Annotated in this window: 26 protein-coding genes and 1 riboswitch; of the genes, 15 read left to right on the top strand and 11 right to left on the bottom strand. The window is 67.8% G+C overall.

The window, feature by feature from the left end; translation table 11 throughout:
- Positions 1-94: 94 nt before the first annotated feature.
- On the bottom strand, positions 95-1,114 hold the full coding sequence (locus F3087_RS01650; RefSeq protein WP_150399963.1) for an SMP-30/gluconolactonase/LRE family protein: 1,020 nt from the start codon (positions 1,112-1,114) through the stop codon (positions 95-97).
- Between the two features lie 124 nt (positions 1,115-1,238).
- Here F3087_RS01650 and F3087_RS01645 point away from each other — a divergent pair, with 124 nt between their 5' ends.
- From F3087_RS01645 to F3087_RS01600, 10 genes are all read left to right on the top strand, one after another.
- A complete protein-coding gene (locus F3087_RS01645) occupies positions 1,239-1,703 on the top strand; it encodes a MarR family winged helix-turn-helix transcriptional regulator (RefSeq protein WP_191093733.1) in 465 nt (154 codons plus the stop codon).
- Positions 1,704-1,859: 156 nt separating this feature from the next.
- Positions 1,860-1,975, top strand: a riboswitch (SAM riboswitch).
- Between the two features lie 157 nt (positions 1,976-2,132).
- Complete coding sequence (locus F3087_RS01640; RefSeq protein WP_150399962.1) at positions 2,133-3,284, top strand: ABC transporter substrate-binding protein; 1,152 nt, start codon at positions 2,133-2,135, stop codon at positions 3,282-3,284.
- Positions 3,284-5,119, top strand: a complete 1,836-nt coding sequence (locus tag F3087_RS01635) for an ABC transporter permease (protein WP_150399961.1) — start codon at positions 3,284-3,286, stop codon at positions 5,117-5,119. Before F3087_RS01640 ends, F3087_RS01635 begins: the two co-directional genes overlap by 1 nt.
- Complete coding sequence (locus F3087_RS01630) at positions 5,100-5,993, top strand: ABC transporter ATP-binding protein (RefSeq protein WP_150399960.1); 894 nt, start codon at positions 5,100-5,102, stop codon at positions 5,991-5,993. The genes F3087_RS01635 and F3087_RS01630 overlap by 20 nt, the downstream gene beginning before the upstream one ends.
- On the top strand, positions 5,980-6,726 hold the full coding sequence (locus F3087_RS01625; protein WP_150399959.1) for an ABC transporter ATP-binding protein: 747 nt from the start codon (positions 5,980-5,982) through the stop codon (positions 6,724-6,726). The genes F3087_RS01630 and F3087_RS01625 overlap by 14 nt, the downstream gene beginning before the upstream one ends.
- Complete coding sequence (locus tag F3087_RS01620; RefSeq protein WP_150399958.1) at positions 6,723-7,727, top strand: putative FMN-dependent luciferase-like monooxygenase; 1,005 nt, start codon at positions 6,723-6,725, stop codon at positions 7,725-7,727. Before F3087_RS01625 ends, F3087_RS01620 begins: the two co-directional genes overlap by 4 nt.
- A gap of 5 nt (positions 7,728-7,732) precedes the next feature.
- The gene (locus F3087_RS01615) at positions 7,733-8,188 is read left to right on the top strand and encodes a CMD domain protein (protein WP_150399957.1); all 456 of its coding nucleotides are present in this window, start codon (positions 7,733-7,735) and stop codon (positions 8,186-8,188) included.
- A complete protein-coding gene (locus F3087_RS01610) occupies positions 8,181-8,777 on the top strand; it encodes an alkylhydroperoxidase domain protein (protein ID WP_150399956.1) in 597 nt (198 codons plus the stop codon). The genes F3087_RS01615 and F3087_RS01610 overlap by 8 nt, the downstream gene beginning before the upstream one ends.
- Before the next feature lie 442 nt (positions 8,778-9,219).
- Positions 9,220-9,852: a TetR/AcrR family transcriptional regulator gene (locus F3087_RS01605; RefSeq protein ID WP_223884767.1), complete on the top strand. Its 633-nt coding sequence runs from the start codon at positions 9,220-9,222 to the stop codon at positions 9,850-9,852.
- Between the two features lie 50 nt (positions 9,853-9,902).
- Positions 9,903-10,763 carry an alpha/beta hydrolase family protein gene (locus F3087_RS01600; protein WP_150399955.1) on the top strand — a complete coding sequence of 287 codons (861 nt, stop codon included), beginning with the start codon at positions 9,903-9,905 and terminating at the stop codon, positions 10,761-10,763.
- Here F3087_RS01600 and F3087_RS45800 read toward each other — a convergent pair.
- From F3087_RS45800 to F3087_RS01585, 3 genes are all read right to left on the bottom strand, one after another.
- Complete coding sequence (locus tag F3087_RS45800) at positions 10,760-11,407, bottom strand: TetR/AcrR family transcriptional regulator C-terminal domain-containing protein (RefSeq protein ID WP_191093732.1); 648 nt, start codon at positions 11,405-11,407, stop codon at positions 10,760-10,762. The genes F3087_RS01600 and F3087_RS45800 overlap by 4 nt on opposite strands.
- A gap of 77 nt (positions 11,408-11,484) precedes the next feature.
- Complete coding sequence (locus F3087_RS01590) at positions 11,485-13,542, bottom strand: prolyl oligopeptidase family serine peptidase (RefSeq protein WP_150399953.1); 2,058 nt, start codon at positions 13,540-13,542, stop codon at positions 11,485-11,487.
- 41 nt (positions 13,543-13,583) lie between these two features.
- Positions 13,584-14,129 carry an AMIN-like domain-containing (lipo)protein gene (locus F3087_RS01585; protein ID WP_150399952.1) on the bottom strand — a complete coding sequence of 182 codons (546 nt, stop codon included), beginning with the start codon at positions 14,127-14,129 and terminating at the stop codon, positions 13,584-13,586.
- 130 nt (positions 14,130-14,259) lie between these two features.
- On the opposite strand from F3087_RS01585, the gene F3087_RS01580 reads away from it, so the two are divergent.
- Positions 14,260-15,234, top strand: a complete 975-nt coding sequence (locus tag F3087_RS01580; RefSeq protein ID WP_150399951.1) for a dipeptidase — start codon at positions 14,260-14,262, stop codon at positions 15,232-15,234.
- On the opposite strand, the gene F3087_RS01575 is transcribed toward F3087_RS01580, so the two are convergent.
- The 3 genes from F3087_RS01575 to F3087_RS01565 form a co-directional block, all read right to left on the bottom strand.
- Entirely contained in the window at positions 15,231-15,569 is a 339-nt protein-coding gene (locus F3087_RS01575) for an MmcQ/YjbR family DNA-binding protein (protein ID WP_150399950.1), read from the bottom strand. The two genes, F3087_RS01580 and F3087_RS01575, sit on opposite strands and share 4 nt — an antisense overlap.
- 92 nt (positions 15,570-15,661) lie before the next feature.
- A complete protein-coding gene (locus tag F3087_RS01570) occupies positions 15,662-16,702 on the bottom strand; it encodes an NADP-dependent oxidoreductase (RefSeq protein WP_150399949.1) in 1,041 nt (346 codons plus the stop codon).
- 236 nt (positions 16,703-16,938) lie between these two features.
- Entirely contained in the window at positions 16,939-17,985 is a 1,047-nt protein-coding gene (locus F3087_RS01565) for an AraC family transcriptional regulator (protein WP_150399948.1), read from the bottom strand.
- 144 nt (positions 17,986-18,129) lie between these two features.
- Here F3087_RS01565 and lpdA point away from each other — a divergent pair, with 144 nt between their 5' ends.
- Both lpdA and F3087_RS01555 read left to right on the top strand, forming a co-directional pair.
- Positions 18,130-19,533 carry a dihydrolipoyl dehydrogenase gene (gene lpdA / locus F3087_RS01560; protein WP_150399947.1) on the top strand — a complete coding sequence of 468 codons (1,404 nt, stop codon included), beginning with the start codon at positions 18,130-18,132 and terminating at the stop codon, positions 19,531-19,533.
- 105 nt (positions 19,534-19,638) lie between these two features.
- Entirely contained in the window at positions 19,639-20,343 is a 705-nt protein-coding gene (locus F3087_RS01555) for a polysaccharide deacetylase family protein (protein ID WP_150399946.1), read from the top strand.
- Here F3087_RS01555 and F3087_RS01550 read toward each other — a convergent pair whose 3' ends face one another.
- Together F3087_RS01550 and F3087_RS01545 are read right to left on the bottom strand one after the other, a co-directional pair.
- The gene (locus tag F3087_RS01550; RefSeq protein WP_150399945.1) at positions 20,344-20,760 is read right to left on the bottom strand and encodes a PPOX class F420-dependent oxidoreductase; all 417 of its coding nucleotides are present in this window, start codon (positions 20,758-20,760) and stop codon (positions 20,344-20,346) included. It lies immediately after the preceding gene.
- Positions 20,761-20,806: 46 nt separating this feature from the next.
- Complete coding sequence (locus tag F3087_RS01545; RefSeq protein ID WP_150399944.1) at positions 20,807-21,205, bottom strand: winged helix-turn-helix transcriptional regulator; 399 nt, start codon at positions 21,203-21,205, stop codon at positions 20,807-20,809.
- Positions 21,206-21,304: 99 nt separating this feature from the next.
- On the opposite strand from F3087_RS01545, the gene F3087_RS01540 reads away from it, so the two are divergent.
- Positions 21,305-22,156 carry an SDR family oxidoreductase gene (locus tag F3087_RS01540; RefSeq protein WP_150399943.1) on the top strand — a complete coding sequence of 284 codons (852 nt, stop codon included), beginning with the start codon at positions 21,305-21,307 and terminating at the stop codon, positions 22,154-22,156.
- Positions 22,157-22,229: 73 nt separating this feature from the next.
- Here F3087_RS01540 and F3087_RS01535 read toward each other — a convergent pair whose 3' ends face one another.
- Positions 22,230-22,607 (bottom strand): VOC family protein, encoded by a 378-nt coding sequence (locus F3087_RS01535; RefSeq protein ID WP_150399942.1) that lies wholly within the window; start codon positions 22,605-22,607, stop codon positions 22,230-22,232.
- A gap of 128 nt (positions 22,608-22,735) precedes the next feature.
- On the opposite strand from F3087_RS01535, the gene F3087_RS01530 reads away from it, so the two are divergent.
- Positions 22,736-23,545, top strand: a complete 810-nt coding sequence (locus F3087_RS01530) for a TetR/AcrR family transcriptional regulator C-terminal domain-containing protein (protein WP_150399941.1) — start codon at positions 22,736-22,738, stop codon at positions 23,543-23,545.
- Between the two features lie 21 nt (positions 23,546-23,566).
- Here the strand turns inward: F3087_RS01530 and F3087_RS01525 are convergent, their stop codons facing one another.
- Positions 23,567-24,100: a carboxymuconolactone decarboxylase family protein gene (locus F3087_RS01525; RefSeq protein ID WP_150400841.1), complete on the bottom strand. Its 534-nt coding sequence runs from the start codon at positions 24,098-24,100 to the stop codon at positions 23,567-23,569.
- Positions 24,101-24,131 lie beyond the last annotated feature (31 nt).

The following is a 24,131-nucleotide window of genomic DNA, read 5'->3' as shown; positions in this document are numbered from 1 at the left end:
GCTTTCGGCTGTCTGCGGAGTCCCTTCCGCTTGCTTCGAATCCGACTGTACAGGTTAGGCTAACCTATCTACAAGTCTGGTTCAGGAACGGCGCTCAGATGCCTTCGACGGCGACGATGGTGAACGGTTTCGGGGTGCCCGGTCCCATCGGCCCGCCCTTGTCGAATTGTGAAGCGACGACCAGGTTCTGGTTGTTGCTGTGCACGGAAGTGGTTGGCAGGCCCAGGGATTCGTCGGTGATGCGCTGATCCATGGTCGCGGTGACGCCGTCCTCGCCGATGCTCCAGCGGGCGATGGCGTTGTCGGTGTTCTGCACCACCCACAGGGTGTTGTCCCGCAGTTCCAGTCCGTCGCCGTGAATCAGGTTGCCGCCGTTCAGGTTCACCTTGCGGATCGGGTCGGCGGCGTTCGGGGTGAGGGCGATGCGGAACAACTCGCCCGCGTTCATGTCGACGACCAGCAGGTAGCGACCGGCGGCGTCGGCCACGATGCCGTTCAGGGTGAAGGCGTCGGCCGCGTGCGGCGCGACCACCGAGGCCAGGTCGAAGGCTGTGGTCAGCTCGGCCCGTCCGCCGTGCGCCGCGGCGTCGGCCACCTGTGCGGCGGTGACGCGGTAGACGATATTCCGGCTGGAGTCGGTCAGGTATGCGGTGCCATCCGGCGTGATGGCGATGTCGTTGACGAAGCGCGGCGCGGGGCCGGGCACCTCGAACCGGGCGATCAACGCGCGAGTCGCGATGTCGTACACCGCAACTCCGGCGGTCGAGTCGGTCACCCACAGCCGCCCCGCCGGATCGACCCGCAGGCCGTTGGCGGTCTTGCGGCCGTCGGCGCCGGCCGGCAGGAAGACCTCGGCCTGCTTGGTCCCCGGCGTCGCCCGGTAGACGGCCCCGGTGGCGTACGAGCCGACGTAGGTGTCGCCGGTCCGCGGGTCGGCGGCGATGCCCTCGGGATAGACGCCGTCGCCCGGCAGGTCGTAGGCGGTGCTGATCCGCACGGACTGCGCGGCCGGAGCCGGTTGCGCGGTGGTCTCGGTGGTGCTGCTGGCCGCGGCTGCGGTGCAGGTCAGCGCGATCGCGATGGTCGCCATGCGGCGGCGCGGTGCGTGGGACATGGTCGTGCCTCTCATCAGGTCTACCGCTTAGATGTGCTCACATCTAAGAATGAATACGAAGATAGATTAGAGTTCTAACATCAGTCAATAGTCTTACGTTCGATCGGGCAGATACCATGCGGTAATGACGTCCTTGCACTCCTCCGAGCGCGTCGGCTCGTACGTGAAGCGCGCCGAGCAGGCGCTGCAAACGGCGAAACATGCCGCGCTGAAGCCCGCGGGCGTCACCGTTCCGCAGTACGCCGCACTGCTGTTCCTCGACGAGAACCCGGGCATCTCGGCCGCCGCGCTCGCTCGCCTCTGCGGCGTGACGCCGCCGACGATGAACGCGCTGCTGACCAACCTGCAGGAGCGCGGTCTCATCGAGCGCACCCCGCACGCCTGGCACAAGAACATCCTCGAAACCCGCCTCACCGAGGCCGGCGCCGCCGTGATGCGGGACGCCGACGCCCGCGCGGTCCGGGTGGAGCAGGCGGTGGCGGAGGGGTTCACCGACGCCGAACGCGCCACGCTCGAGCAACTGCTCACCCGCTGCGCGGAGCTCTACGACGCCGTCCGTCCCGAAACCCCGGCCGCCTCAAAGAAATAAGCCGATCGTCATTTCGGTCAACCTGATCGAAATAGCGATGCCATTGCGCGGTGGGGGAAATGCCCAGTTCGGCGCCGTCGGCCCGGCGCGATAGGGGTGTAGGCCGGCCCGGATCGGTACGGAACCGCAGGTCCAGCCTGTTACGGTCTTCTCTACGGTCACGAGTATCAGCGTTGTGAGCCCCGGCTCGCTGATCGGCAACCCTCGCTCGCGGTGGGGTGCCCCGGGTGACGACCAGGCGACTATTCAGCGGAATAGCGCAAGCGCCGAAGATTGGGAAAGACACTATGCACCAGTGCTGTACGCGTAATCGTCGATAACTCTGCGCTTTGGGGGAATTCGCGCGTTCGACGATTCGGCCGTGCCACAAACGGTGTCTTCGATGTGCCGGAATGATCCGGCGGTTTTGATGTTAGGAAGCAACGAGTAATGAGTAAGTCCACGTCCCGCCGACGGCTCCTCGCGGGTGTCATCGTATTGTCCGCGACGATCGGCCTCGCCACCGCGTGCAGTGATCGGGGCGGCAGCGAATCCTCCGGCGACACCGTGTATTTCGGTGTGTCGGGCCCGCGGACCGGCACCTCCGCCGAATACGGCAGGCTGTGGCAGCAGGGCTTCGACCTGGCTCTGGATCAGATCAACGCGGCCGGCGGCATCAACGGCAAGAAGGTCGCGCTGAAGTGGGAGGATTCGCAGTCCGACCCGAAGCAGACCGTGCCGATCGCGACCAAGTTCGTGGACGACAAGTCGATCATCGCCGAGCTCGGCGACTTCTCCTCGCCCGCCTCGATCGCCGCGTCACCGATCTACAACCGGGGCAAGCTGGTTCAGTACGGCTTCACCAACTCGGCGGTGGAATTCACCAAGGGCGGCGACTATTCGTGGAGCCCGTCGATCACCCTCGACGTGTTCCAGGAGCGCAACACCGAGTGGGTGCTGAAGAAGGCCAAGAAGGTCTCCGTCGTCTACCTCGAAACCGACTGGGGCAAGCAGGCTTTCCAGTACTTCGACAAGTTCGCCAAGCAGAAGGGCATCGAGATCGCCTACTCCTCGGCGATCCTGCCCGACTCCACCGACGTCAAGCCGATCCTGATCAAGGCGCGCGAGGCGAACCCGGAGGCCGTGGTGCACCTGGGCTACGGGCCCGATGGCGCGCTGGTGGCCAAGCAGCTGCGCGACGTCGGCTTCACCGGACCGTATTTCGGCGGCCAGAACACCCCGCAGTTCATCGCGCTGGCCGGCGCCGCGGCCGACGGTGACATCGTCAACGGCATCTTCAGCCCGGCCGACCCGGACCCGAAGATCCAGGACTTCGTCGCCAAGTTCCGCGCGAAGTTCAACACCGACCCCGGCGACTTCAATGTCTACGCCTACGACGCGCTGAATGTCGTTGTGCAGGCGGCGAAGAAGGGCGGAGCCACCCGCGCCGGCGTGCTGGAAGGCTTGAAGAAGGAAACCCAGTTCTACGGAATCGGCCTCGGCACCTTCGCTTTCGACCAGCAGACCCGGCGCCCGCAGGGCGTCACCCCGCGTGAGCTGGTGCTGAAGAACGGTCAGTTCGTGCCGACCGGCAACCGCTGATGTTCGACACCTTGGTCGCGGGCCTGGTGCACGGCAACGCGTACGCGCTGCTGGCCGTGGGCATCACGCTGATCTTCGGCGTCACCAATGTGATCAACTTCGCGCACGGCGCGGTCTTCGCGCTCGGGTCGATCCTCGGCTGGTGGCTGATCGCCGAGCAGGGTGCGCCGCTGTGGCTGGCCATCGTGCTCGTCGTCGCGGTGACCAGCCTGGTGGGCATCGCCATCGACGTCATCGCGGTGCATCCGCTGCGCAAGGCGCCTGCGATCGCCGCGTTGCTGGCCACCGTGGCGGCCGGGTTGATCATCGAGAACCTGGTCCAGATCGTCTTCGGGCCGGACACCCGTCCGTTCCCACAGGTGTTGCCCACCAACAACTTCCAGCTCGGCGGCGTCCGCTTCGGCACCTCCGACCTGGTGATGTTCGCGATCACGCTGACCGTGATGCTCGGCCTGGCCGGGTTCCTGCGGTTCAGCAGATACGGCCTGGCCATCCGCGCCACCGCGCAGGACCCGGACGCCGCCGCACAGATGGGCATCGGCGTGGCGCGCATCCAGGTGCTGGCGTTCGCGATCGCGTCCGGGCTCGGTGGTCTCGCGGGAATCTTTGTGGGGCTGTACAACTCGAACATCTCCCCGACCAGCGGCACGCTCGCCGGGCTGACCGGTTTCGTGGCGGCCACCATCGGCGGCCTCGGTTCCATCCCTGGTGCGGTGATCGGCGGGCTGCTGCTCGGCCTGGTCGAGGCGTACGGCATCTACATCTTCGGCGACGGCTACCGCGACCTGATCACCTTCGGCGTGCTCGTCGCGTTCCTGGTGCTGCGGCCGGGCGGCCTGCTCGCCAAGGTGCCCTCGATCGCCGCCGAGCCGCTCACCGGGACGTTCCTGGCCGCAGGCCGGCATCTGCGAGTGCGCTGGTGGCATGCCGTCCTGGTGTTCGCCGCGGCCGGCATCGCAGTCCCGTTGGTGGCCAGCAATTACGCCATCGTGGTCGGCACCCAGATCATCGCCTACGCCATCGTCGCGGTCTCGATGACGCTGGTCGCGGGCAACGCCGGGCAGCTGGTGATCGGCCAGGCCGGTCCGATCGCGATCGGCGCGTACACCTCGGCCATCCTGACGATCAACCATGGCTGGCCGTTCCTCGCCGCCGTGCTCGCGGCCGGAGTCGTTGCCGCCGTGCTGTCGTCGATCCTGGCCGCGCCGCTGTGGAACCTGAACGGGCACTACGTCGCGATCGCCACCCTCGGCATCGGGATCGTGACGGTCGCGGTGATCCGCAACTGGGAATCGCTGACCCGCGGCAGTTACGGCATCTTCGGCATTCCGGTGCCTACCGTCTTCGGTCACGAATTCGCCGACGGCACCGAGGTTTTCCTGCTCGACCTGGTGTTCCTGGCGATCACCCTGGCGGTGGTCGTCGGCATCCAGCGCTCCCGGCTGGGCACCGCGCTGCGGGCGGTCGGCGCGGACGAGATCGCCGCGCGCTCATCGGGTGTGCCGGTGCGCGACTACAAGGCGCTGGCCTTCGCGATCAGCGCGCTGTTCTCGGGTATCGCCGGCGCGCTGCTGGCGCATCAGTACAGCTATATCGATCCGACGGTGTTCAACCTGTCCATGTCGCTGCTGATCGTGACCATCCTGGTGCTCGGCGGCACCGGCTCGCCGTACGGCGCGGTGCTCGGTTCGGTGGTGCTGATCGGGGTGCCGGAGGCGTTGCGGCTCGCGCCCGAGGCCCGAATCCTGTTGTACGGCGTGGCATTGCTGCTGATCATCCGGTTCCGGCCGCAAGGCCTTCTCGTGAGGAGCGATCGTGTCCGCGCCACCGCCTGAACCGGTGCTCTCGGTCACCGGACTGCGCAAGTCGTTCGGCGGCGTGCACGCGGTGGCCGGCCTCGACTTGTCCGTCGCCGCCGGCGAATTCGTGTCGATCATCGGGCCGAACGGTTCCGGCAAGACCACGACCGTCAACCTGATCTCCGGCGTGCTGCGCCCGGACCTGGGCGAAATCCTGGTCCGTGGTCAGAAACTCCGGCAGGGCAGTCAAGAGGCCGCGGCGGCCGCGGGTATCGCCCGCACCTTCCAGAACGGCCGGGTGTTCGGCAACCTGACGGTCCGGGAGAACGTCGAGGTCGGCCTGCACACGACGGTGCGCGCCGCGCGTCCGCTGCAACGGCTTTCGCGCTATCCGATCGTGCGCTGGCTCCCGCTGCTCGCGGAGCTGTTCCTCGCCCTGGCGCCGACACCGGCGGTGCGCGCCGAGCGGCGCCGGACCGCAGCACTGGTCGACGCCCAGCTGGCCCGATTCCCCGAACGCCTGGTCCCGCGCGCCGGCGACAACGCCTACACCCTGTCCTACGCGAACCGCCGCCGCACCGAGATCGCCAGGGCGCTGGCGCTGCGGCCGCTCGTGCTGCTGCTCGACGAACCCGCCGCCGGCATGAATCAGACCGAAACCGCCGAGGTGGGAAGGCAATTGGCCGAGTTGAAGGCGGCCGGGCAGACCATCGTGCTGGTCGAGCACAAGCTGGAGCTGGTGAACACGCTGTCCGACCGGGTACTCGTGCTCGACGAGGGCCGGATCATCGCCGAGGGCACGCCCGCCGAGGTGCAGCAGGACGAGCGGGTGATCGAGGCGTATCTCGGTCGCCGGCGCGCCCGCGCCGTGCCGGACGAAGGGAAGGTGAACGCCGGTGCCGATCGATGACACGGCCACCCCGATCCTCGAATTCGACGATGTCACCGTGCATTACGGACCGTCGAAGGCGTTAGACAAGATATCCCTCGTGGTTCGACCCGGCGAGATCGTTTCGCTGTTGGGCGGCAACGCATCCGGCAAGTCGACCACGATGAAGACCGCGCTCGGCCTGCTCCGCCCGAGTTCGGGCACGATCCGCATCGACGGCGACGACGTGACCGGTAAGCCGCCGTCCGCCCGGATCGCGGCCGGCCTGGCCTCGGTGCCGGAGGCCAGGCGGGTCTTCCCGGCCATGACCGTCGAGGAGAACCTGCACGTCGGCGGCTATATCCGCAAAGAACGCCGGGCCGTACTCGCGTCCCGCGCCGCCGAACTCTACGAGCACTTTCCACGCCTGCGCGAGCGCCGCCATCAGCACGCGGGCACGTTGTCCGGCGGCGAACAGCAGATGCTGGCCTTCGCCAGGGCGCTGATGAGCAAGCCGCGATTGATCTGCATGGACGAGCCGACCATGGGCCTCTCGCCGCTGTTCGTCGATCGGGTGCTCGACGAGATCGCCCGGCTCAACCGGGAATTGGGGCTGGCCATCCTGATCGTCGAGCAACAGGCCGAACTCGCGCTGTCGATCGCGCACACCGGAAACGTGTTGCGCGGCGGTGCGATCGTGTTGCGCGGCACCGCCGACGAACTGCTGGACAATCCGGCCGTCCGCGACGCCTACCTCGGAAAGGTGACCACATGACGAAACGTCTCGGCCTGTTCACCCGCCTGGTCCGCCACGACGACACCCAGACCGCGGCGGAGGTCTATCGAGACGCCCTCGAACAGATCGACCTCGCCGAACGGCTCGGCTACGACGTCGCCTGGGTGGCACAGCATCACGTCGATCCCGCCGAGGGCGGGCTGCCGTCGCCATTCGTGTTCCTCGCGCACGCCGCCGCGCGCGCCACCCGGATCCGGCTCGGTACCGCGATCGTGACGCTCGGCTTGGAGGACCCGATCCGGGTCGCCGAGGATGCCGCCGTGCTGGACACCCTCTCCGGCGGCCGGCTCGAATTGGGTTTCGGCAGTGGCGGTTCCAAGAGTTCGTTCGATCTGTTCGGTGTGCCCGGCGATGACCGGCAGCGGGTGTACGCCGCGAAGCTGGCCTCGGTCACCGCGGCGCTGAACGGCGACGAGCTGACCCCGGGCAGGCGACTGCATCCACCGGCCGGGCAGCTGCGCGAACGCGTCTGGCAGGCAACGTTTTCCGCTTCGGGTGCCGAGCGGGCCGGTCGAGCGGGAGCGGGTTTGCTGCTCTCCCGCACCCAACCCCGGGATCCCGCGGCCCCGCAGGCGCGCCTCGACGAGATCCAGCGCCCGCTGATCGACGCCTACCTGGACGCGCTGCCGTCCGATGTCGAACCGCGAATCGGCGCGTCCCGCAGCGTATTCGTGGCCGACGACCGCGACGAAGCGCTGCGGCACGCGCATCGCGGCGCACTGCGTTTCCTCGACCACCTGCGCGACGCGGGCATCCCCGAGGTCGCCGAAACCGTGGACGACGTGCTGCGCGACTCCTACATCGGCACCCCCGACGACGTGGCCGGGCAGCTCACCGCCGATCTCGCCGCCGCGCATGCCGACGACCTCATCGTCCAGATCCATCCCATCGATCCGGACCGGCAGGCCACCCTGCGGTCGATCGAGCTCATCGCCACAAAGGTTGCGCCGCAACTGGGTTGGCACGTCAGCGAGAGGTGAACCCCGTGACCGACGTCATCGATGCGGTGCTCGGCGGCGAACGCGCCGCCGCCGTGCGCGCCGTCCGGCAGGCCAGGCCCGCCGTGGTCGAACACACCCAGGGCGTGCACGACGCGCTGTTCGACGGCCCCGGTGGCCGGGCCTTCGGCCGGGCCCGGCTGGCGGCGATCGCGGCCGACATCGCCACCAGGTCCGACGCGAAAGAGCTTGCGGCACACTACAACGAGCTGGCGGGCGAGGCGGCGGACGCGGCGGGCGACCCGGTGCTCGCCGCCGCACTGGCGCACGCCGCGCTGCTCACCACCGCGCCGGCGACGGCCACGCACGCGCATATCGACGCGCTGTACGCGGCGGGTCTCACCGAACGGGGCGTGGTCACGGTGACGCAGCTGGTCGGTTTCGTGCACTACCAGATCCGGCTGCTGGCCGGTCTCGAGCTGATCGGAGATGCCCATGAGTGAAGTACGCGACGTCGAATCAGCCTGGCAGCCGCGCGGTTTCACGCAGGAGACGCTCGACTGGGTGCCGTGGGTGGAGCCGATCACCCTGGCCGACGCGGATGAGCGGCAGCGTCCGCTGCTGGAGGGGCAGCGCGGCGAGAGCCCCTATTTCCGGCTGCTGGCCCGCAACGCGGAGGTGCTGGCCCAGCGCAGCGCCAACGACAAGGAAATCTTCTACGGCCGCGACGGATTGTCCAGGGCCGAACGGGAACTCGCCGCCACGGTCACCTCGCGGCACAACGGCTGCGTGTACTGCGCCTCGGTGCACTCCCGGTTCACCACGCAGCTGTCCAAGCGCGGCGCGGACGTGCAGCGCCTGCTCGACGAGGGCAATGCCGTCCGGATCGACGAACGCTGGGACGCCGTCATCGATTTCGTCACCGCGCTGGCCGCTCAGCCGCCGCGGGCCGACCCGGAACACGTCGCCCGGCTGCGCGCTCTCGGCTACACCGAGACCGAGATCCACGACCTCGTGCTGTCCACCGCCTCGTTCTCCTGGGCCAACCGGATGATGCTCAGCCTCGGCGAGCCCGAACTGCCCGCGGACTGATCAACTGCGCCAAGGAAGTAGGCAGACGGCCGTCCATGTCCTTTATTCGACGGCCTATTCGCCCACTGTCCAGCGGTCCGCGAACTCCCTTGGCGGACAGGACGAATCAGACGTAACCAGCGGTCCAGTTCGGTTGAAAATTATTCTACGAATTCCCGTCAAAATCGCGTACCGGTAGTACTGTCAGTCGGTATCGTCCGTTTCGGCAAACTGTCAGTGACAATGGATTTGCCCGGTACGAACCGTAACTCGCGACGGTTTCGACCCCTATCGGTCGACCATACGAACCTGCGGTCAGCGCGATGCGAGGTAACACTCATTGCCGTTCGTCGAGTCGGTAACAACTCTGCCAACTTTCGGCAAACGCCTGGTCAGTTGCGGGTTGATACCAAGGCCCCGATCCATGTCAGGGGCTTCTCGGGCTTCTGTATTGTCTGGCCCAATGTCACAGGATGCGAATACGGGTCGAATGTATGCCGGGCAACCCGTCGAGGACCGGCAACGTCAGCGGCGTGCGCGTTTTCTGGAATCGGGCCTGACGGTCTTCGCGCGCGACGGTTACGCCAATAGTTCGGTCGGCGCCATCTGTAAGGACGCCGGTCTCTCCTCACGACAGTTCTACGAGGAGTTCACCGGCCGCGAGTCCCTACTACTAGAGCTCTACGAGCAGATCGATCGCGAGTCGCGCGACGCGGTCGCCAAAGCCCTGGAAAGCAAGGCCGAGGCGGGCGTGCTCGAGATCATCGACGCGTCCGTGCGCGCCTATGTCGAATCCATCGGATCGGATCCGCGCAAGGCGCGCGTTGCCCTGGTCGAGGTGGTCGGGGCGGGCCCGAAGGTGGAGAAGTTCCGGCTCGAGTTGCGCCGGATCTGGGGTTCGCTGCTCACCGGGGTCGCGGAGGACGCGGCCATGCAGGGCGAGATCCCGACCGGCGACTACGAGATGCGCGTGCTCGCGGTGATCGGCGCGGTCAACTATGTCGTGGATTCCTGGAGCGGATCGGACCCGCGGCCGCCACTCGACGAGGTGATCCGGGTGCTGAGCAGGGTGATCATGGGGGCGGTCGGGGCCTGACCGGCGAGCGGCCGGGGCACGGTACGCGGGCGAACGGTAGCGTGCCCAGGATGGAGACGGTTCCGATCCAGATGCCCGACGGCAGCACCGTTCCGGTGCGGCTGATCCCGGCCAGTGGCACGCATCGGCATCCGGTCACGCCGGACGCGCCGCGCCCGGTGCTGGTGATCGTGCCCGGGCTCGGCGTACCCGCCGGGTACTACGAGCTGTTCGCCACCAAGTTGGCGGCGCGCGGGTTCGATATGGCGATCGGCGAGCTGCGCGGCAACGGCGACAGCACGCCGAAACCCAGCGCCGCCAGCACCTTCGGCTACCACGAGCTGGTCTCGGTCGACTTCCCGGCGATCTTCTCGGTGGTGCGCGACCGGTTCCCGGCCAGCACGCCGTATCTGCTCGGGCACAGCATGGGCGGCCAGTTCTCCGTCATGTACGCCGCGCGCATCCGCGGCCGGCTCGGCGGGCTTATCCTGGTTGCCTCCGGAACGCCGTATTACCGTGGCTACCCGGGACTTTCGAGTCCGGGGATCCTGGTCGGCACGGCGGCCGCGTCGCTGACCGCGAGTCTGGCCGGCTTCTGGCCCGGCGACCGGATCCCGGCCGGCGGCTTCGGCCGCCAGTCCAAGGTGCTGATCGCGGACTGGGCGCGGCTGGCCCGCACCGGCCGGTTCCAGCCGGTCGGGGCGGACATCGACTACGAGGAGCGGATCTCCCGGCTCGAGTTGCCCGTCCTGTCCATCACCATGACCGCCGACGACCTGACCCCGCCCGGCTCTGCCGAACACCTACTGGAAAAGCTACCCAAGGCCGACATCACCACCTGGCATCAGCCGGAACCGTTGGGGCACAACGGCTGGATCCGCGAGCCAGGCACCACCCTCGACCAGATCGAGAAGTGGCTGCGCGACCGCTAACTGTGCCGCCCGAGGTCGAGATGCTTGCCGAAGCCGTCCAGCATCGCGTCCAGCCCGATGTCGAAATGATCTGTGTCGGTGAGCTGTTCGGGTCCGTCGGGGCGTTGCGCCGCCACCGCGGCGATGGCTTGACCGAGGATGTGCCCGATCGCGTACTCGCGCAGACAGCGGGTCAGCTGCGCCGCGACCGTCGCCGAAAAGCCCGCGCCCTGAAGGTGTTCCACCATCCAGCTACCGGTCTCGACGGCCAGCTCACTGCGCACCTGACGGGTCGCGAAGACCGGCACCGCGTTCGGGTGCTTGCGCAACGTGGAGCGCAGCCGATACGCGTAGGCGCGCATCAGATCGCGCCAAGGTTCCTGCCACGGCAGGGATTCCATGTCCAGTTCGGCGAACATCGCGGCCGCGATGCCGTCGAACAGCTCCTGCTGATCGGTGAAGTGCCGGTAGGCGGCCATCGGGTCGGCGCCGAGCGCGCCGCCGAGTTTGCGCATGGAGAATCCGTCGACACCGGTCCGATCGATGAGGCTCAGCGCTACCGCGGCGATATAGTCGCGGTTCAATGTGGTGCGATTCGTCGGCGCCGGACTCGCCCGCCGGGCGCGCCGCGCGCGCGTCACCTCGACGGTGTTGTCGGAATCCACGACGACTCTCCTCCCTGGTCCAGGTCTACGACGTAGACGATATCTACACCGTAGGCCCGGAACCCTGGAACCAGCGGTTATCCGCGCCGCTCGATCAGCATCTGGGTGAAGAACTCGTAGATCAATCCGGCCTGGAATGCCGACTGCTTGTTGTCCGCGGCGCCGCCGTGGCCGCCCTCGATGTTCTCGTGGTACCAGAACTCGTGGCCCTGCTCTTCCAGCAGCGCGGCCATCTTGCGGGCATGACCGGGGTGCACGCGGTCGTCGCGGGTGGAGGTGGTGAGCAGGATCGGCGGGTAGGCGACGTCGGCCTTCGCGTTCTGATACGGCGAGTACTTGCTGATGTACTCCCACTCTTCGGGCTTGTCCGGGTCGCCGTACTCGGCGATCCAGGACGCGCCGGCCAGCAGCAGGTGGTAGCGCTTCATGTCCAGCAGCGGCACCTGGCAGACGATGGCGCCGAACAGCTCCGGGTAGCGGGTCAGCATCACGCCCATGAGCAGGCCGCCGTTGCTGCCGCCCACCGCGCCGAGCTGATCGGCGGTGGTGATGCCGCGGGCGACCAGGTCCTTCGCGATCGCGGCGAAGTCCTCGTACACCTTGTGCCGGTTGGCCTTCTGCACCGAGGTGTGCCACTGCGGGCCGTATTCGCCGCCGCCGCGGATGTTGGTCATCACCCAGGTGCCGCCGCGTTCCAGCCAGCCCATGCCGGACGCGCCGCTGTAGGCGGGCGTGCGCGAGACCTCGAAGCCGCCGTAACCGGACATCACCGTCGGGCCGGGCGTGCCCTTGCGATCGCGATGCCGAATCACGAAGTACGGCACCAGCGTTGCGTCGTCGGAGGTGGCGAAGAACTGCTCGGTCTCGATGCCGTCGGCGTCGAAGAAGCCCGGTTCCTGCTTGAGCTGCTCGGTGTCGCCGCCGACCGAGCTGGCCAGCAGCGTGGCGGGCGTGGTGAATCCGCTTGTGGTGAGCATGAATTCGTCGCCGCCCTCGAGCGGGTCGAGGTTCATCACGCTGGTGGTGGCCATCGGCGGGGTGTCGGCCAGCGACTCGCGCCGCCAGCCGTCCGCGCTCGGCGTCACCACGTAGAGCTTGGTCTGCACGTCTTCCAGCGTGATCAGCAGCAGGTGGTTCTCGGTCCAGCCGTAGCCGTGCAGCGAGGTGTGCGCGTCCGGGGTGAAGATCACCTCGAATTCCCTTGCGCCGGAAAGGAACTTCTCGAAGTCGATGGCCAGTAGCGCGCCCGCCGGGTAGGCGTTGCCGCCGACCTCCCACGGCGACTTCAGCCGGACCAGCAGCCAATCCTTGTACCAGGACTCGCTGGCGTCGGTCGGCACGTCCAGATGCCGTAGCGTGCCGTCGGTTTCGAGCAGATAGACCTCTTCGTTGAAGAAGTCGGTGGCGCGGCCGATGTAGTGGCGCTCGTAGCCGGGGGTCCGGTCGTAGCCCGCGGAGACCGCGACGTCACCGGCCTCGCCTTCGAAAACGGTGACCGCGTCGGCCAATTCGGTGCCGCGCTGCCAGCGCTTGGCGATGCGCGGGTAACCGGAGTCGGTCAGCGAGCCGGGGCCGAAGTCGGTGCCGAGGTACACCGCATCGATGTCGATCCAGCGGATCTCGGACTTCGCCTCGGGCAGGAAGAACCCGCCGTCCGCCGGATCGATGAACTTCCTTGTCGCCATGTCGAACTCGCGCACCACCTTGGCGTCCGCACCGCCCCGGGACAGGCTGATCAGCGTGCGTGACTGGTCCGGGCGCAAGACCGCGGCGCCGCCCCACACCCAGTTCTCGTCCTCGGCGGTGGCCAGCGCGTCCAGGTCGATCAGCACGTCCCAGTCGGGGGACTCCTTGGCGTACTCGGCGAACGTGGTGCGCCGCCACAACCCGCGCGGATGCTCGGCGTCGCGCCAGAAGTTGTAGAGCCAACTGCCGCGCCGCCCGGGGTAGGCGATCTTGGTGTCGGTGTCGAGCATGTCCAGAATGCGCTGTTCGAGCTCGCGGAACCGGTCGGAGGCGGCGAATTGCTCGACGACCACGCTGTTGTGCGCGCGGGCCCAGTCGAGCGCCCGCTCGTCGGTCACTTCTTCGAGCCAGAGGTAAGGATCGGTCACATTCTGCTCAACGCCGCTCATGCTCACATTGTTGCCGACCAGCGCAAATCAGGGCGTGGGGGCTACCAGTAGTGCGCGACGTCCACCACGACGCGCGAACCGTTGCCCGGTCCGTCGAGGGTGAAGACGCGCATCGGCAACCGGCCGCGCACGCCGAGACCGACCGTGGTCTGTCCCTCGAACGATCCGGCCCAGGCGATCTGGCGGAAGGTCTGATACCCGCTGACGTCGACCAGCTCGGACCGGTTCCCCGGCTGGTAGGTCGCCTGCCCCGCGTCGTTGTACGCGGGCGCGTAAACGACGACCTGAAGGAACGCACCCCCGCGCAGCGGCACCGGCGCACCCGAAGCGTCCATCGACACCGCATCGACGTACCCGACGCGATAGCCCGCGGCCGGACCGGCGACATCGACGACCAGCCGATCGAAGCATTCGTGTTCGCCGGACCGGATACCGGTGATCGGCGCGGCGGTCATGGGCTTGCTCGTCTTGTCGAACGAACCCCACACCAATCCGCAATACGAGGGTGAAGCCGCGGCGGGCCCGGGAATGATCCAGAGGCCGGCCAGCGCGACGACGGAGGCAATGAGAACAATTACGCGACGCATGTCGCACCGCCTTCTGGCAGTAAGAATGAAGCACTTGGTGAATCGGGCGAATGGGACACGTCGTTACGGCGGAACGTGACTCGGCTCAGTAGGATCGCGGGTTCGAGGCCGATCCGACCAGGAGGTTTTCTTGCCGTCGTTTCTGTGGGAGCAGCACTGCTGTCTGCCGTTGGTGCCGTCGGCGCGGATCGCGGAGCTCACGCGTTATCCGCTCGGGTCCTATCTGTCGGTGAATGTCGGGTATTCGCCGCATTCGACCGAGGATTCGCTGAAGCTGATCCGGCAGTATCGCGCGGACGCGCTCGCCGACGGGCGATTTCGCCTGGTGCACAGCCACTCCGAGATCGGCGATCCGGAAACCATCGCGCTGGCCTTCGATTTGGAAGACTCGGGCCCGCTCGGTGGCGACCTGGACAATGTGGAGTTGTTCTACGAGTTGGGCGTTCGCTCCATGCTGCCGACCTACAACAGCGCGAACAAGGCGGGTTGCGGCTGCCTCGACGCCGACGACACCGGGCTCACCGGCTTCGGCCAGGACCTGGTGCGCAGGCTCAACGAGGTCGGCATGTTCGTCGACGGATCGCACTGCTCCCGGCGCACCGGGCTCGACCTGGCCACGCACACGCGGGTGCCGATGATCTACAGCCATTCCAATTTCGCCGCGCTGTGGGAGCATCCACGCAACATCACCGATGAACAGGCGAAAGCGTGTGCCGCCACCGGCGGGGTGGTCGGACTGAACGGCGTGGGTATCTTTTTGGGCCACAACGGAATCGATGACGCCGTCGCCCGCGTCGAGGCGATGGCGGATCATGTCGAATACGGCGCGGAGCTGGTCGGCATCGAGCACATCGGGATCGGCTCGGACTACTCGTTCGACGCCGAGGACTTCAACGGCATGCTCGCCGACCACCCGGAACTGTTCCCCGAGTCGTACACCAAATGGGGCCCGCTGCAATGGGTTCCACCGGAGGACCTGCTCGGGACGAGCCGGGTGCCCGGGCTCGACGAGGTGCTGGCGCGGCGCGGATTCAGCGCGGAGGATCGCGCCGCGGTGTTCGGCGGCAACTTCTCCCGCATCGCGCGGCAGGTCTGGCGCGACTAGCCGAGGTGTTCGGCGGCCACCCGCTTGGGCACACACATCCGCCACGCCTCGACGATCAGCTCGGTCAGCTCCGCCTCGTCGATGGCGTCCAGCCGTACTCGAACCCAGTTGTACCGCTCGTCCGCCGGCCTCGGCATCATGAACTTGTCCGGCTCGGCCTCGACCAGCGCCACCCGCTCGGCCTTGGGAAACGCGAAACCCATCCGGGTCTCGTCCGCGGACAGGGCCAGATAGACGATCCGGCCGATCCGGTATTTCACCCGGTCCCGGACCAGCGCCTCGGTCGTTCGCGGCAGGCTCATCGCGATCCGCCGCACGTCATCAGCTGTCACCACCCGCCGAGTATCGCGCGGGGGTACGACAACCGGCCGGGGCGGAAAACAGGTGTGGCGCGACCGAATCGGTCGCGCCACCCACCCGGGTCGGTTCAGCCGAGGCGGACCAGCATCTTGCCGGTGTTCGCGCCGGACAGCACGCCGAGGAACGCGGCAGGCGCCTGCTCGAGCCCCTCGTACACCGTCTCCGTGGTGCGGATCGTCCCGTCCGCCAGCCAGTCGGCCGCCTTGCCGATGTACTCGCCGAAGATCGGGAAGTAGCTGTTCACCAGCATCCCGCGCAGCGAAACCTCCCGCGTCGCGGCCTTGAACAGATCCGGGCCCGGCTCGGCGCTGTCCCCGTTGTAGCCGCTGATCGCCCCGACCAGCGCGATCCGGCCCTTCGGGCGGATGGCCTCGACCGCGACTCGCAGGTGCTCGCCGCCGACGCTGTCCAGGTAGACGTCGATGCCCGCGGGCGCGGCCGCGGCCAGCTGGCCGGCCAGGTCGCCCGCCCGGTAGTCGATGGCGGCGTCGAAGCCGAACTCGTCCAGCAGCAGCCGGGTCTTGGCCGGCCCGCCCGCCGAACCGATCACCTTCGCCGCGCCGAACGCCTTGGCCAGCTGCCCGGCGACGCTGCCAACCGCGCCTGCCGCCGCCGAAATGAACACGGTGTCACCGGGATTCACCCGCGCCACGTCGGTCAGCGCCGCGTAGGCGGTGAGGCCGGTGGTGCCGAGCGCGCCGAGGTAGTGGTGCGCCGCGGCGAGCGTGGTGTCGATCGGGGTGACCGCGGCCGCGTCGAGCACCGCGTACTCCCGCCAGCCGGCGAAATGGGAAACCGTGCTGCCGACCGCGATACCGTCCGCCCTGGACACGATCACCTCGCCGACCGCCGAACCCTCCAGCGCCTCGCCCAGCTGGAACGGCGCGATGTAGGACGGGCGATCGTCCATCCGTCCGCGCATGTACGGATCCACCGACATCCAGGTGTTGCGCACCAGGATCTGCCCGTCGGCCAGTTCCGCGAGCGGCCGCTCGACGAGGGCGAAGTGCGCGGCGGTCGGCGCGCCGGTCGGCCGCGCGGCCAGCTGGATTTCCCGCGTGGTCTGCGGCAGAACGACATTCGCGGTGGTGGTGGTCTGGATGCTCATTGCGCTGCCTCTTCTTCGGTGACTCTGCCGGACCCGGTCGATCCGGTACGGCCAACGCTATGAGCCCGAAACCCCGGTTCCCAGGTCCGCGAACGCCACCCCCCGGTCCAAACGCGACACGTCCACCCCGCCTCCGGAAGTCACCCCCCGCGCACGTTTTGGCAACCCGCGCACGGAATTTCCGGCCATTTCGAGCGCAGCCGCACATCTCGTGCGCGGCGACCGCTGCTGACGGATCAGCTGGTTCTCAGGCTGGCGGGGGAGGCGCCGGTCCAGCGGCGGACGGCTTTGCGCAGGGCGCGGTCGTCGGTGAAACCGAGGCGGTCGGCGATGGCGGCGGTGGTCAGATGCCCCTCGGTGAGAAGGGTTTTCGCCTGTTCATAGCGGACCAGGTCGTATTCGGCACGCCAGGTGGTGCCGTGTTCGGCAAGCTGTCGTTGCAGGGTGCGTGGGCTGACGGCCAGCCGGCGAGCAACGGTCGCCAGCGACGCGTCACCGCCGGCGAGTGCGGCCGCCAACGCGATGCGGAACGCCTCCAGCGGACCCGGGATCGGCTTGGCGGTGGCGAGCACCAGATCGGCGTGGCTGCGCAGCAGATCCGCCAGCATCGGATCGGCCCGGGGCAGCGCGGCGGCGGCGTCCGCGGCGGTGAAGGTGATCGTGTCGGCGGGCGCGTCGAACTCGATCCGGTCGGTCCCGAAGGCGTCGCGCAGCACGTCGTGATTGCCGGGCGCCGCACGACTGAACGCGACCCGCGCCGGGATCACCTGCCGGCCGGTGGCCTCGCGCGCACGCCGCAGGTAATACGCGAGCACGTACTCGTTGACCGCCGCCACGATCGCCGGATCGCCCGCCGTGGTCCGGAATCCGACGGTGAGCTCGTCGTCGTGCGTCAGATCGAAACCTTCGGCGGCCGCGGTGACCAACCGGTGATACGGCTGCGCACCGCGCAACGCGTCCGCCAGCGTCGGCCCGTTCGTGACGAGGTAGTCCCAGGTGGTCAGGGTCCCCAGCGGTGCGGCCTCGACTACCGCGAGCCCGGCTCCGGGCTCCGGCCGCGCCTGCGCGAGCAGACCCCACAGCTCGATCAGCGAGCTGAGCGGAACGCGGTTGAGCTCGCCGGCCAGGATCGCGTCGTCGGTCCCGTGGATCGTCGCGAGCCGATCGTCGCCGACCCCGAACCGCCGGGCGGTGTCGCGCACCAACCGGATCAGGTGCGTCGACGCGGTGTTGTCGATGGCCGCGCCGAGCCCCGCACCGCCCACCGATTCGCGCCCGACCACCGCCCAACCCTAGCCAGCCGAATTGTCTGATTCGCCACTCCGCCCGCCGCGCGAGCACCGAACTTGCGCCCAGGTGTGGCCCACGCCGCAGTGTTGTGGGGGACCGGTGGGCCAACTCGCAGCGACAGAGTTAGGCTCGGTGTCGTGACTTCCCATTACGACGTTGTCGTTCTCGGTGCCGGTCCTGGCGGTTACGTCGCCGCCATCCGTGCGGCACAGTTAGGCCTCCGTACCGCGATCGTCGAGCAAAAGTACTGGGGCGGTGTGTGCCTGAACGTCGGCTGCATCCCTTCCAAGGCGTTGCTGCGTAACGCTGAACTGGCGCACATCTTCACCAAGGAAGCCAAGACCTTCGGGATCTCGGGCGAGGTGAACTTCGACTTCGGTGTGGCGTTCGATCGCAGCCGCAAGGTGGCGGACGGCCGGGTCAAGGGCGTCCACTTCCTGATGAAGAAGAACAAGATCGACGAGTTCGACGGCAAGGGCACCTTCACCGACGCGAACACGCTGTCGGTCGAGCTGTCCAAGGGCGGCACCGAGACCGTCACCTTCGACAACGTGATCATCGCGACCGGCACCGTGACCAAGCTGCTGCCGGGCACCCAGCTCAGCGACAACGTGGTGACCTACGAGGAGCAGATCCTCACCCGCGACCTGCCCGGCTCGATCCTGATCGTCGGCGCGGGCGCCATCGGCATGGAGTTCGGCTACGTCCTGAAGAACTACGGCGTCGACGTGCGCATCGTGGAGTTCCTGGACCGGGCGCTGCCGAACGAAGACGTGGACGTCTCGAAAGAGATCACCAAGCAGTACAAGAAGCTCGGCATCACCATCTCCACCGGTGCCGCGGTGCAGTCCATCGAGGACGACGGTTCGAAGGTCACCGTCGCGATCAAGGACAACAAGTCCGGCAACGTGGAGACGGTCACCGTCGACAAGGTGCTGCAGGCCGTCGGCTTCGCGCCCCGCGTCGAGGGCTACGGCCTGGAGGCGGCCGGCGTCGAGCTCACCGACCGCGGCGCCATCGCGATCGACGACTACATGCGCACCAACGTGCCGCACATCTACGCCATCGGTGACGTCACCGCGAAGCTGCAGCTCGCGCACGTCGCGGAGGCGCAGGGCGTGGTCGCCGCCGAGACCATCGCCGGCGCGGACACGGTCACCCTGGGCGACTACCGGATGATGCCGCGCGCCACCTTCTGCCAGCCGCAGGTCGCCAGCTTCGGCCTGACCGAGCAGCAGGCCCGCGACGAAGGCTACGACGTGAAGGTCGCGACCTTCCCGTTCATGGCCAACGGCAAGGCGCACGGCCTCGGCGATCCGACCGGTTTCGTCAAGCTGGTCGCCGACGCCAAGTACGGCGAGCTGCTCGGCGGCCACCTGATCGGCCCGGACGTCTCGGAGCTGCTGCCCGAGCTCACCCTGGCGCAGAAGTGGGACCTCACCATCAACGAGCTGACCCGCAACGTGCACACCCACCCGACGCTCAGCGAAGCCCTGCAGGAGGCCTTCCACGGCCTCGCCGGGCACATGATCAACTTCTGAGCGCAGCCGCACAGCCGAACGGTGGCGCCCGGTCCGAAAGGTCCGGGCGCCACCGTTTTTCGTGGGCGGGGTCTGGTGGTCTCGCCACAGGTTTGCTAGACAGCGATGATGCGTAAGTGGCTGATCGGCGGGGCTCTGGTAGTTGTTGTGTTGCTGCTGGTGGCGGTCGGCGGGTACTACCTGATGAACTCGCGCACGTTCCAGCTGGCCGGACGGCTGGTGAACCGGGTCGACACCAGCGACAAGGTGGTGGCGCTGACCCTGGACGACGGGCCGACCGATCGCGCGCCCGGAGTGCTGAAAGTGCTTGCCGAGCAACAGATCAAGGCCACCTTCTACCTGGTCGGCAGTGATCTCGCGGCGCATCCCGAGTACGGCAGGGCGATCGCCGAGGCCGGGCACGAGATCGGCAACCACAGCTACAACCATCGCAGGATGGTCTTCAGTTCCGCGAGCACCGTCCGGGACGAGATCGAGCGCACCGACGCCGAAATCGTGAAAACCGGTTACTCGGGCCCGATTACGTTCCGCCCGCCCTACGGCAAGAAGCTCTGGTCGCTGCCCAAGTACCTGTCCGACCACGACCGCACCTCGGTGACCTGGGATGTCGAGCCCGACTCCGGCGCAACCCCGACCGCCGACGAGATCGCCGCGCAGGCGGTGCGCGAGACGCGGCCGGGCTCGATCATCCTGCTGCACGTCATGTACCAGTGGGCCGGACCCGCGCTGGCCGCCATCCCGCGCATCGTCAGCGAACTACAGGCCGAGGGCTACCGATTCGTCACCGTCTCGGAGCTGATGCGGCACTGATCAGAGCATCCCGTAGGCATGGGCCGGGGTGAGGATGGCCAAGGCGCGGCGGTCGGCGACCATGGCGCGGCGGTAGTCGTCCCAGTCCGGGTGTTCGCCGTTCGCGCTGCGGTAGTAATCGACGAGCGCTTCCACTGTTTCGTCGTGCGGATCCTCGGCCACCGGCGTGACCGACGCGATGGCCTCGATCACCGCGTAGGCGAAGAAGTCCTCGCGGGTGACATGGATGGCGGCCCACGGTTCGCGCACCAGGTTGTGGTACTTCGCGCGGTCTGCGGTGATCGAGATGCGGATGTTGCCGTCGCCGCCGATCACGTGCAGCACATTGGATTGTTGCGGGCGGCCGTTGCGGCGGATGGTGGTCAGCACGGACCGGCGATGGTCGCGGGCGAAGTCGACTGCTCGGGCGAGTTCCATGCTGCTATTCAACCGCTGGTGATCCCGGTCTCATCCCCGGGGCGGCTCACTCGCGGTGGTAGGCCGCTTGGGCTTCACGGACTTTCGGCATGTTCGTCTCGACCACCAGGACCAGGGCGTGCAGCTGGTCGGCGACCTGAGCGCCGAGTTCGGTCAGCGTGTATTCGACCCGCGGCGGGATGGTCTCGTGCACCTCGCGATGCACCATGCCGTCGCGTTCCAGGGCCTGCAGGGTCTGCGACAACATCCGCTCGCTGACGCCGTCGACCCGCCTGCGCAGTGCGCTGAACCGGTAGGACCCCTCGCGCAGCGCGACCAGGGCGAGGATGCCCCAGCGGCTGGCTATGTTCTGCAAAACCGGCCGTGACGTGCAATTTCTGGCGAAGACATCGGGCTCCAGCGACGGATCGTCCAGGTCGGGCGACGACGTGCGCTGCGTACTCATACATCCGATAGTACCCAACTTGACCAAAGTGGTGTATGAATGCATAGTACTTACTAATAGTTAGTGCTTAACGAACCGTACATACCCGTGGAGGTAGTTATGACCGTTGCCGTGACCGGTGCCAGCGGACAGCTGGGCCGTCTCGTCGTACAGGCGCTGCTGCGCGAGGGCGCCGCTCCGGTGGTCGCGATCGTGCGTGATCCGCAGAAGGTCGCCGATCTCGCCGAGCAGGGTGTGGACGTGCGTCAGGCGAGCTACGACGACGCCGAATCGCTGGATCGCGCGCTGGCCGGGGTCGACCGGGTGCTGCTGGTCTCCGGCAACGAATTCGGTGCCCGAGTGGCCCAGCACACCAACGTTATTCGCGCCGCCGAGCGTGCGGGCGTCGAATTGCTCGTCTACACCAGCATTCCGCAGGGTCCGCAGAACTCGATGATCCTGGCGCAGGAGCACATCGGCAGCGAGGCGGCGCTCGCCGATTCGACTGTGCCGCACGCGATTCTGCGCAACGGCTGGTACTGGGAGAACTACCTCGGCGGCCTCGCGCACGCCGTCGAATCCGGCGTGCTGAACGGCGCCGCGGGCGAGGGCCGGGTGGCCGGCGCGGCGCGCGCCGATTACGCCGACGCCGCCGCGAAGGTGCTCACCACCGACGGGCACGCCGGGCGGGTCTACGAACTGGGCGGCGACGAGCGCCTCACCTATGCCGAACTGGCCCAGGTGATTTCGTCGGTGGCCGGCAAGCCGGTCCGTTACCAGGACCTGCCGCAGGCCGATTACGCGGCCGCGCTCCAGCAGGCCGGACTGCCCGGCGACTACGCCAACGTGCTCGCCGACGCGGACGCCGGCATCCCGAAGGGCCTGCTCGACGTGACCAGCGGCGACCTGCAGAAGCTGCTCGGCCGTCCGTCCACCCCCGCCGCCGAGGTGTTCCGCGCGGCGTTGAGCTGAGCCGCACACCCGCTGATTTCCCGCATACCGAATCGCCGACGATTCGGTATGCGGGAAATCGGGTCCTATGCGGCTACACCCACTGCACCAGCTGCACGATGATCCCGTTCGGATCGCGCATCTGGAAGTAGCGCTCGCCCCACTCCTCGGTCTCGATCGGCGTGACGATCGGTACCCCCTCGCCTTGCAGCCGGGCGTACTGGTCGTCGATGTCCTCCACCACGAACACGACGAGCAGGCCCTCGCCCGCGCTACCTGCGGCGCTCTCCGGCTTGAACGACTTCAGCCCGGTGCGCAGGTAGATCACGTTGAGCCCGGCGTCCGGCCGGTCCAGCGAGATGAACCCGTCGGCCGACATCTTCTCGACGAAGCCCAGGTGATCGATCAGGAACTTCGCCGACGCCAGCGGATCGGGGACGTTGAGCGAGATGGCGGAAGCGGTGATGTTCATAGGCCCTCCTCGGAGCTCGGAATTAACTCTATACTTAGTACGCTGTACTTTGTAGAAGAATTCCCGGGCGGCCGCACTATGACCTGCGTCACGCCGATACGATCGGGACGACCAGGCGAGGAGGCAGGGTGGACGACGATTCGGCGCAGCGCTCCGGCGAACAGCCGGCGCAGCGACGCGACAAGCAGGACCGCAGCAGCGCAGGCGATCCCGTTCGCACACTGGAGTTGCTGTGGCGGATTCCGGGCAGCCCCGCGCGTGGACCGAAGCAGCGCAGCAGCGTGGACGCCGTGGTCGCGGCCGCCATCGAGATCGCCGACACCGACGGTATCGCCGCGCTCACCATGCGTGCGGTCGCCACCCGGCTCGGCCTGACCCCCATGGCCACCTACACCTACGTGCCGGGCAAGGCCGAACTGATCGACCTGATGGTGGACAAGGTCTACCGCGACATGGACCGCGCGGACCTGTCCGATCTACCCTGGCGCGATCGGGTCGGGCGGATCGCGGCCGAGAACCGCGCCATGCTCACCCGCCACCCGTGGGTCGCCTACCTGCCGACCACCCGCCCGCCGCTCGGGCCGGGCATGGCCGCCAAATACGACCACGAACTCCGCGCCTTCGACGAACTCGGCCTGGATGACATCACGATGGACGCGTCGCTCACCTACGTCCTCGGCTTCGTCACCTCGGTCGCCCGCATCGCCATCGACACCGCGCGCGCCGCCGCGGACAGCGCGATGTCCGATCACCAATGGTGGGAGCGTGCGGCGCCGCTGCTGGAACAGGTCTTCGACGCGGAGCGGTTCCCGGTTGCGGTCCGGGTCGGATCGGCCGCGGGCCAGACCCACGACTCCGCCTACAGCTCCGGCCACGCCTACGAATTCGGCCTGGCCCGGGTGCTCGACGGCCTGGCTCGGCTCATCGAAAAGCGCTGAGCAGCAGCCGGTCTCGCGGTGCTAGATCCCGTCGCGCTCGATCCGCAGCGCGGTGATGGTGGACGCCAGCCCCTCGTACTGATTCACCAGCAGCACGATCTCGATCAGGCTGCGCTCGTCGTAGTGCTCGGCCAGCGCCGCCCAGTGCGCGTCATCCAGGTCGCGGGTCTGCACGAGCTGATCGACCGCCGCGATCAGCGCCCGGTGTTTGTCCGTCCACCCGGGTGCCTCCGGCCCGGTGCGCAGCCGTTCGAGGATCTCCGCGGTCACCCCGGCCCGCTTGCCGAGCCGAATGTGGTGGTCCATCTCGTACTCGCAACCGCTCAGGTGCGCGACCCGGATGATGACCAGCTCCGACTCGTGCCGCGGCAGCCGGCCGCCGGGCATGAGCTTGCCCGAATAGTGCAGCCAGCCACGGAACAATCCCTTGGTGCGCCCGAGCGTGCTGAACAGATGCGCGTCATCGGTGCCCGCGGCCTTGGAAAGCACCTGCCAGACAACCCAGTTGATCGGGCCCAGCTCCCGCAGGCGTCCGGGCGAGATGCGTGGTCGCAGCGCTGAAACCATGCTTGGTCTGCTCCTCTGC

This window comes from Nocardia colli (assembly GCF_008704205.1).
Taxonomy (GTDB): Bacteria; Actinomycetota; Actinomycetes; order Mycobacteriales; family Mycobacteriaceae; genus Nocardia; species Nocardia colli.
The sequence above is the reverse complement of the archived record's forward strand: the minus strand, read 5'-3'. Positions and strand labels throughout refer to the sequence as shown.

Excerpts from the sequence above, each read along its gene's own strand:
- F3087_RS01650 (WP_150399963.1), bottom strand. The coding sequence starts at position 1,114 with ATGTCCCACGCACCGCGCCGCCGCATGGCGACCATCGCGATCGCGCTG.
- F3087_RS01645 (WP_191093733.1), top strand. The coding sequence starts at position 1,239 with ATGACGTCCTTGCACTCCTCCGAGCGCGTCGGCTCGTACGTGAAGCGC.
- F3087_RS01640 (WP_150399962.1), top strand. The coding sequence starts at position 2,133 with ATGAGTAAGTCCACGTCCCGCCGACGGCTCCTCGCGGGTGTCATCGTA.
- F3087_RS01635 (WP_150399961.1), top strand. The coding sequence starts at position 3,284 with ATGTTCGACACCTTGGTCGCGGGCCTGGTGCACGGCAACGCGTACGCG.
- F3087_RS01620 (WP_150399958.1), top strand. The coding sequence starts at position 6,723 with ATGACGAAACGTCTCGGCCTGTTCACCCGCCTGGTCCGCCACGACGAC.
- F3087_RS01610 (WP_150399956.1), top strand. The coding sequence starts at position 8,181 with ATGAGTGAAGTACGCGACGTCGAATCAGCCTGGCAGCCGCGCGGTTTC.
- F3087_RS01605 (WP_223884767.1), top strand. The coding sequence starts at position 9,220 with ATGTCACAGGATGCGAATACGGGTCGAATGTATGCCGGGCAACCCGTC.
- F3087_RS01600 (WP_150399955.1), top strand. The coding sequence starts at position 9,903 with ATGGAGACGGTTCCGATCCAGATGCCCGACGGCAGCACCGTTCCGGTG.
- F3087_RS01590 (WP_150399953.1), bottom strand. The coding sequence starts at position 13,542 with ATGAGCGGCGTTGAGCAGAATGTGACCGATCCTTACCTCTGGCTCGAA.
- F3087_RS01585 (WP_150399952.1), bottom strand. The coding sequence starts at position 14,129 with ATGCGTCGCGTAATTGTTCTCATTGCCTCCGTCGTCGCGCTGGCCGGC.
- F3087_RS01570 (WP_150399949.1), bottom strand. The coding sequence starts at position 16,702 with ATGAGCATCCAGACCACCACCACCGCGAATGTCGTTCTGCCGCAGACC.
- F3087_RS01555 (WP_150399946.1), top strand. The coding sequence starts at position 19,639 with ATGATGCGTAAGTGGCTGATCGGCGGGGCTCTGGTAGTTGTTGTGTTG.
- F3087_RS01550 (WP_150399945.1), bottom strand. The coding sequence starts at position 20,760 with ATGGAACTCGCCCGAGCAGTCGACTTCGCCCGCGACCATCGCCGGTCC.
- F3087_RS01545 (WP_150399944.1), bottom strand. The coding sequence starts at position 21,205 with ATGAGTACGCAGCGCACGTCGTCGCCCGACCTGGACGATCCGTCGCTG.
- F3087_RS01540 (WP_150399943.1), top strand. The coding sequence starts at position 21,305 with ATGACCGTTGCCGTGACCGGTGCCAGCGGACAGCTGGGCCGTCTCGTC.
- F3087_RS01535 (WP_150399942.1), bottom strand. The coding sequence starts at position 22,607 with ATGAACATCACCGCTTCCGCCATCTCGCTCAACGTCCCCGATCCGCTG.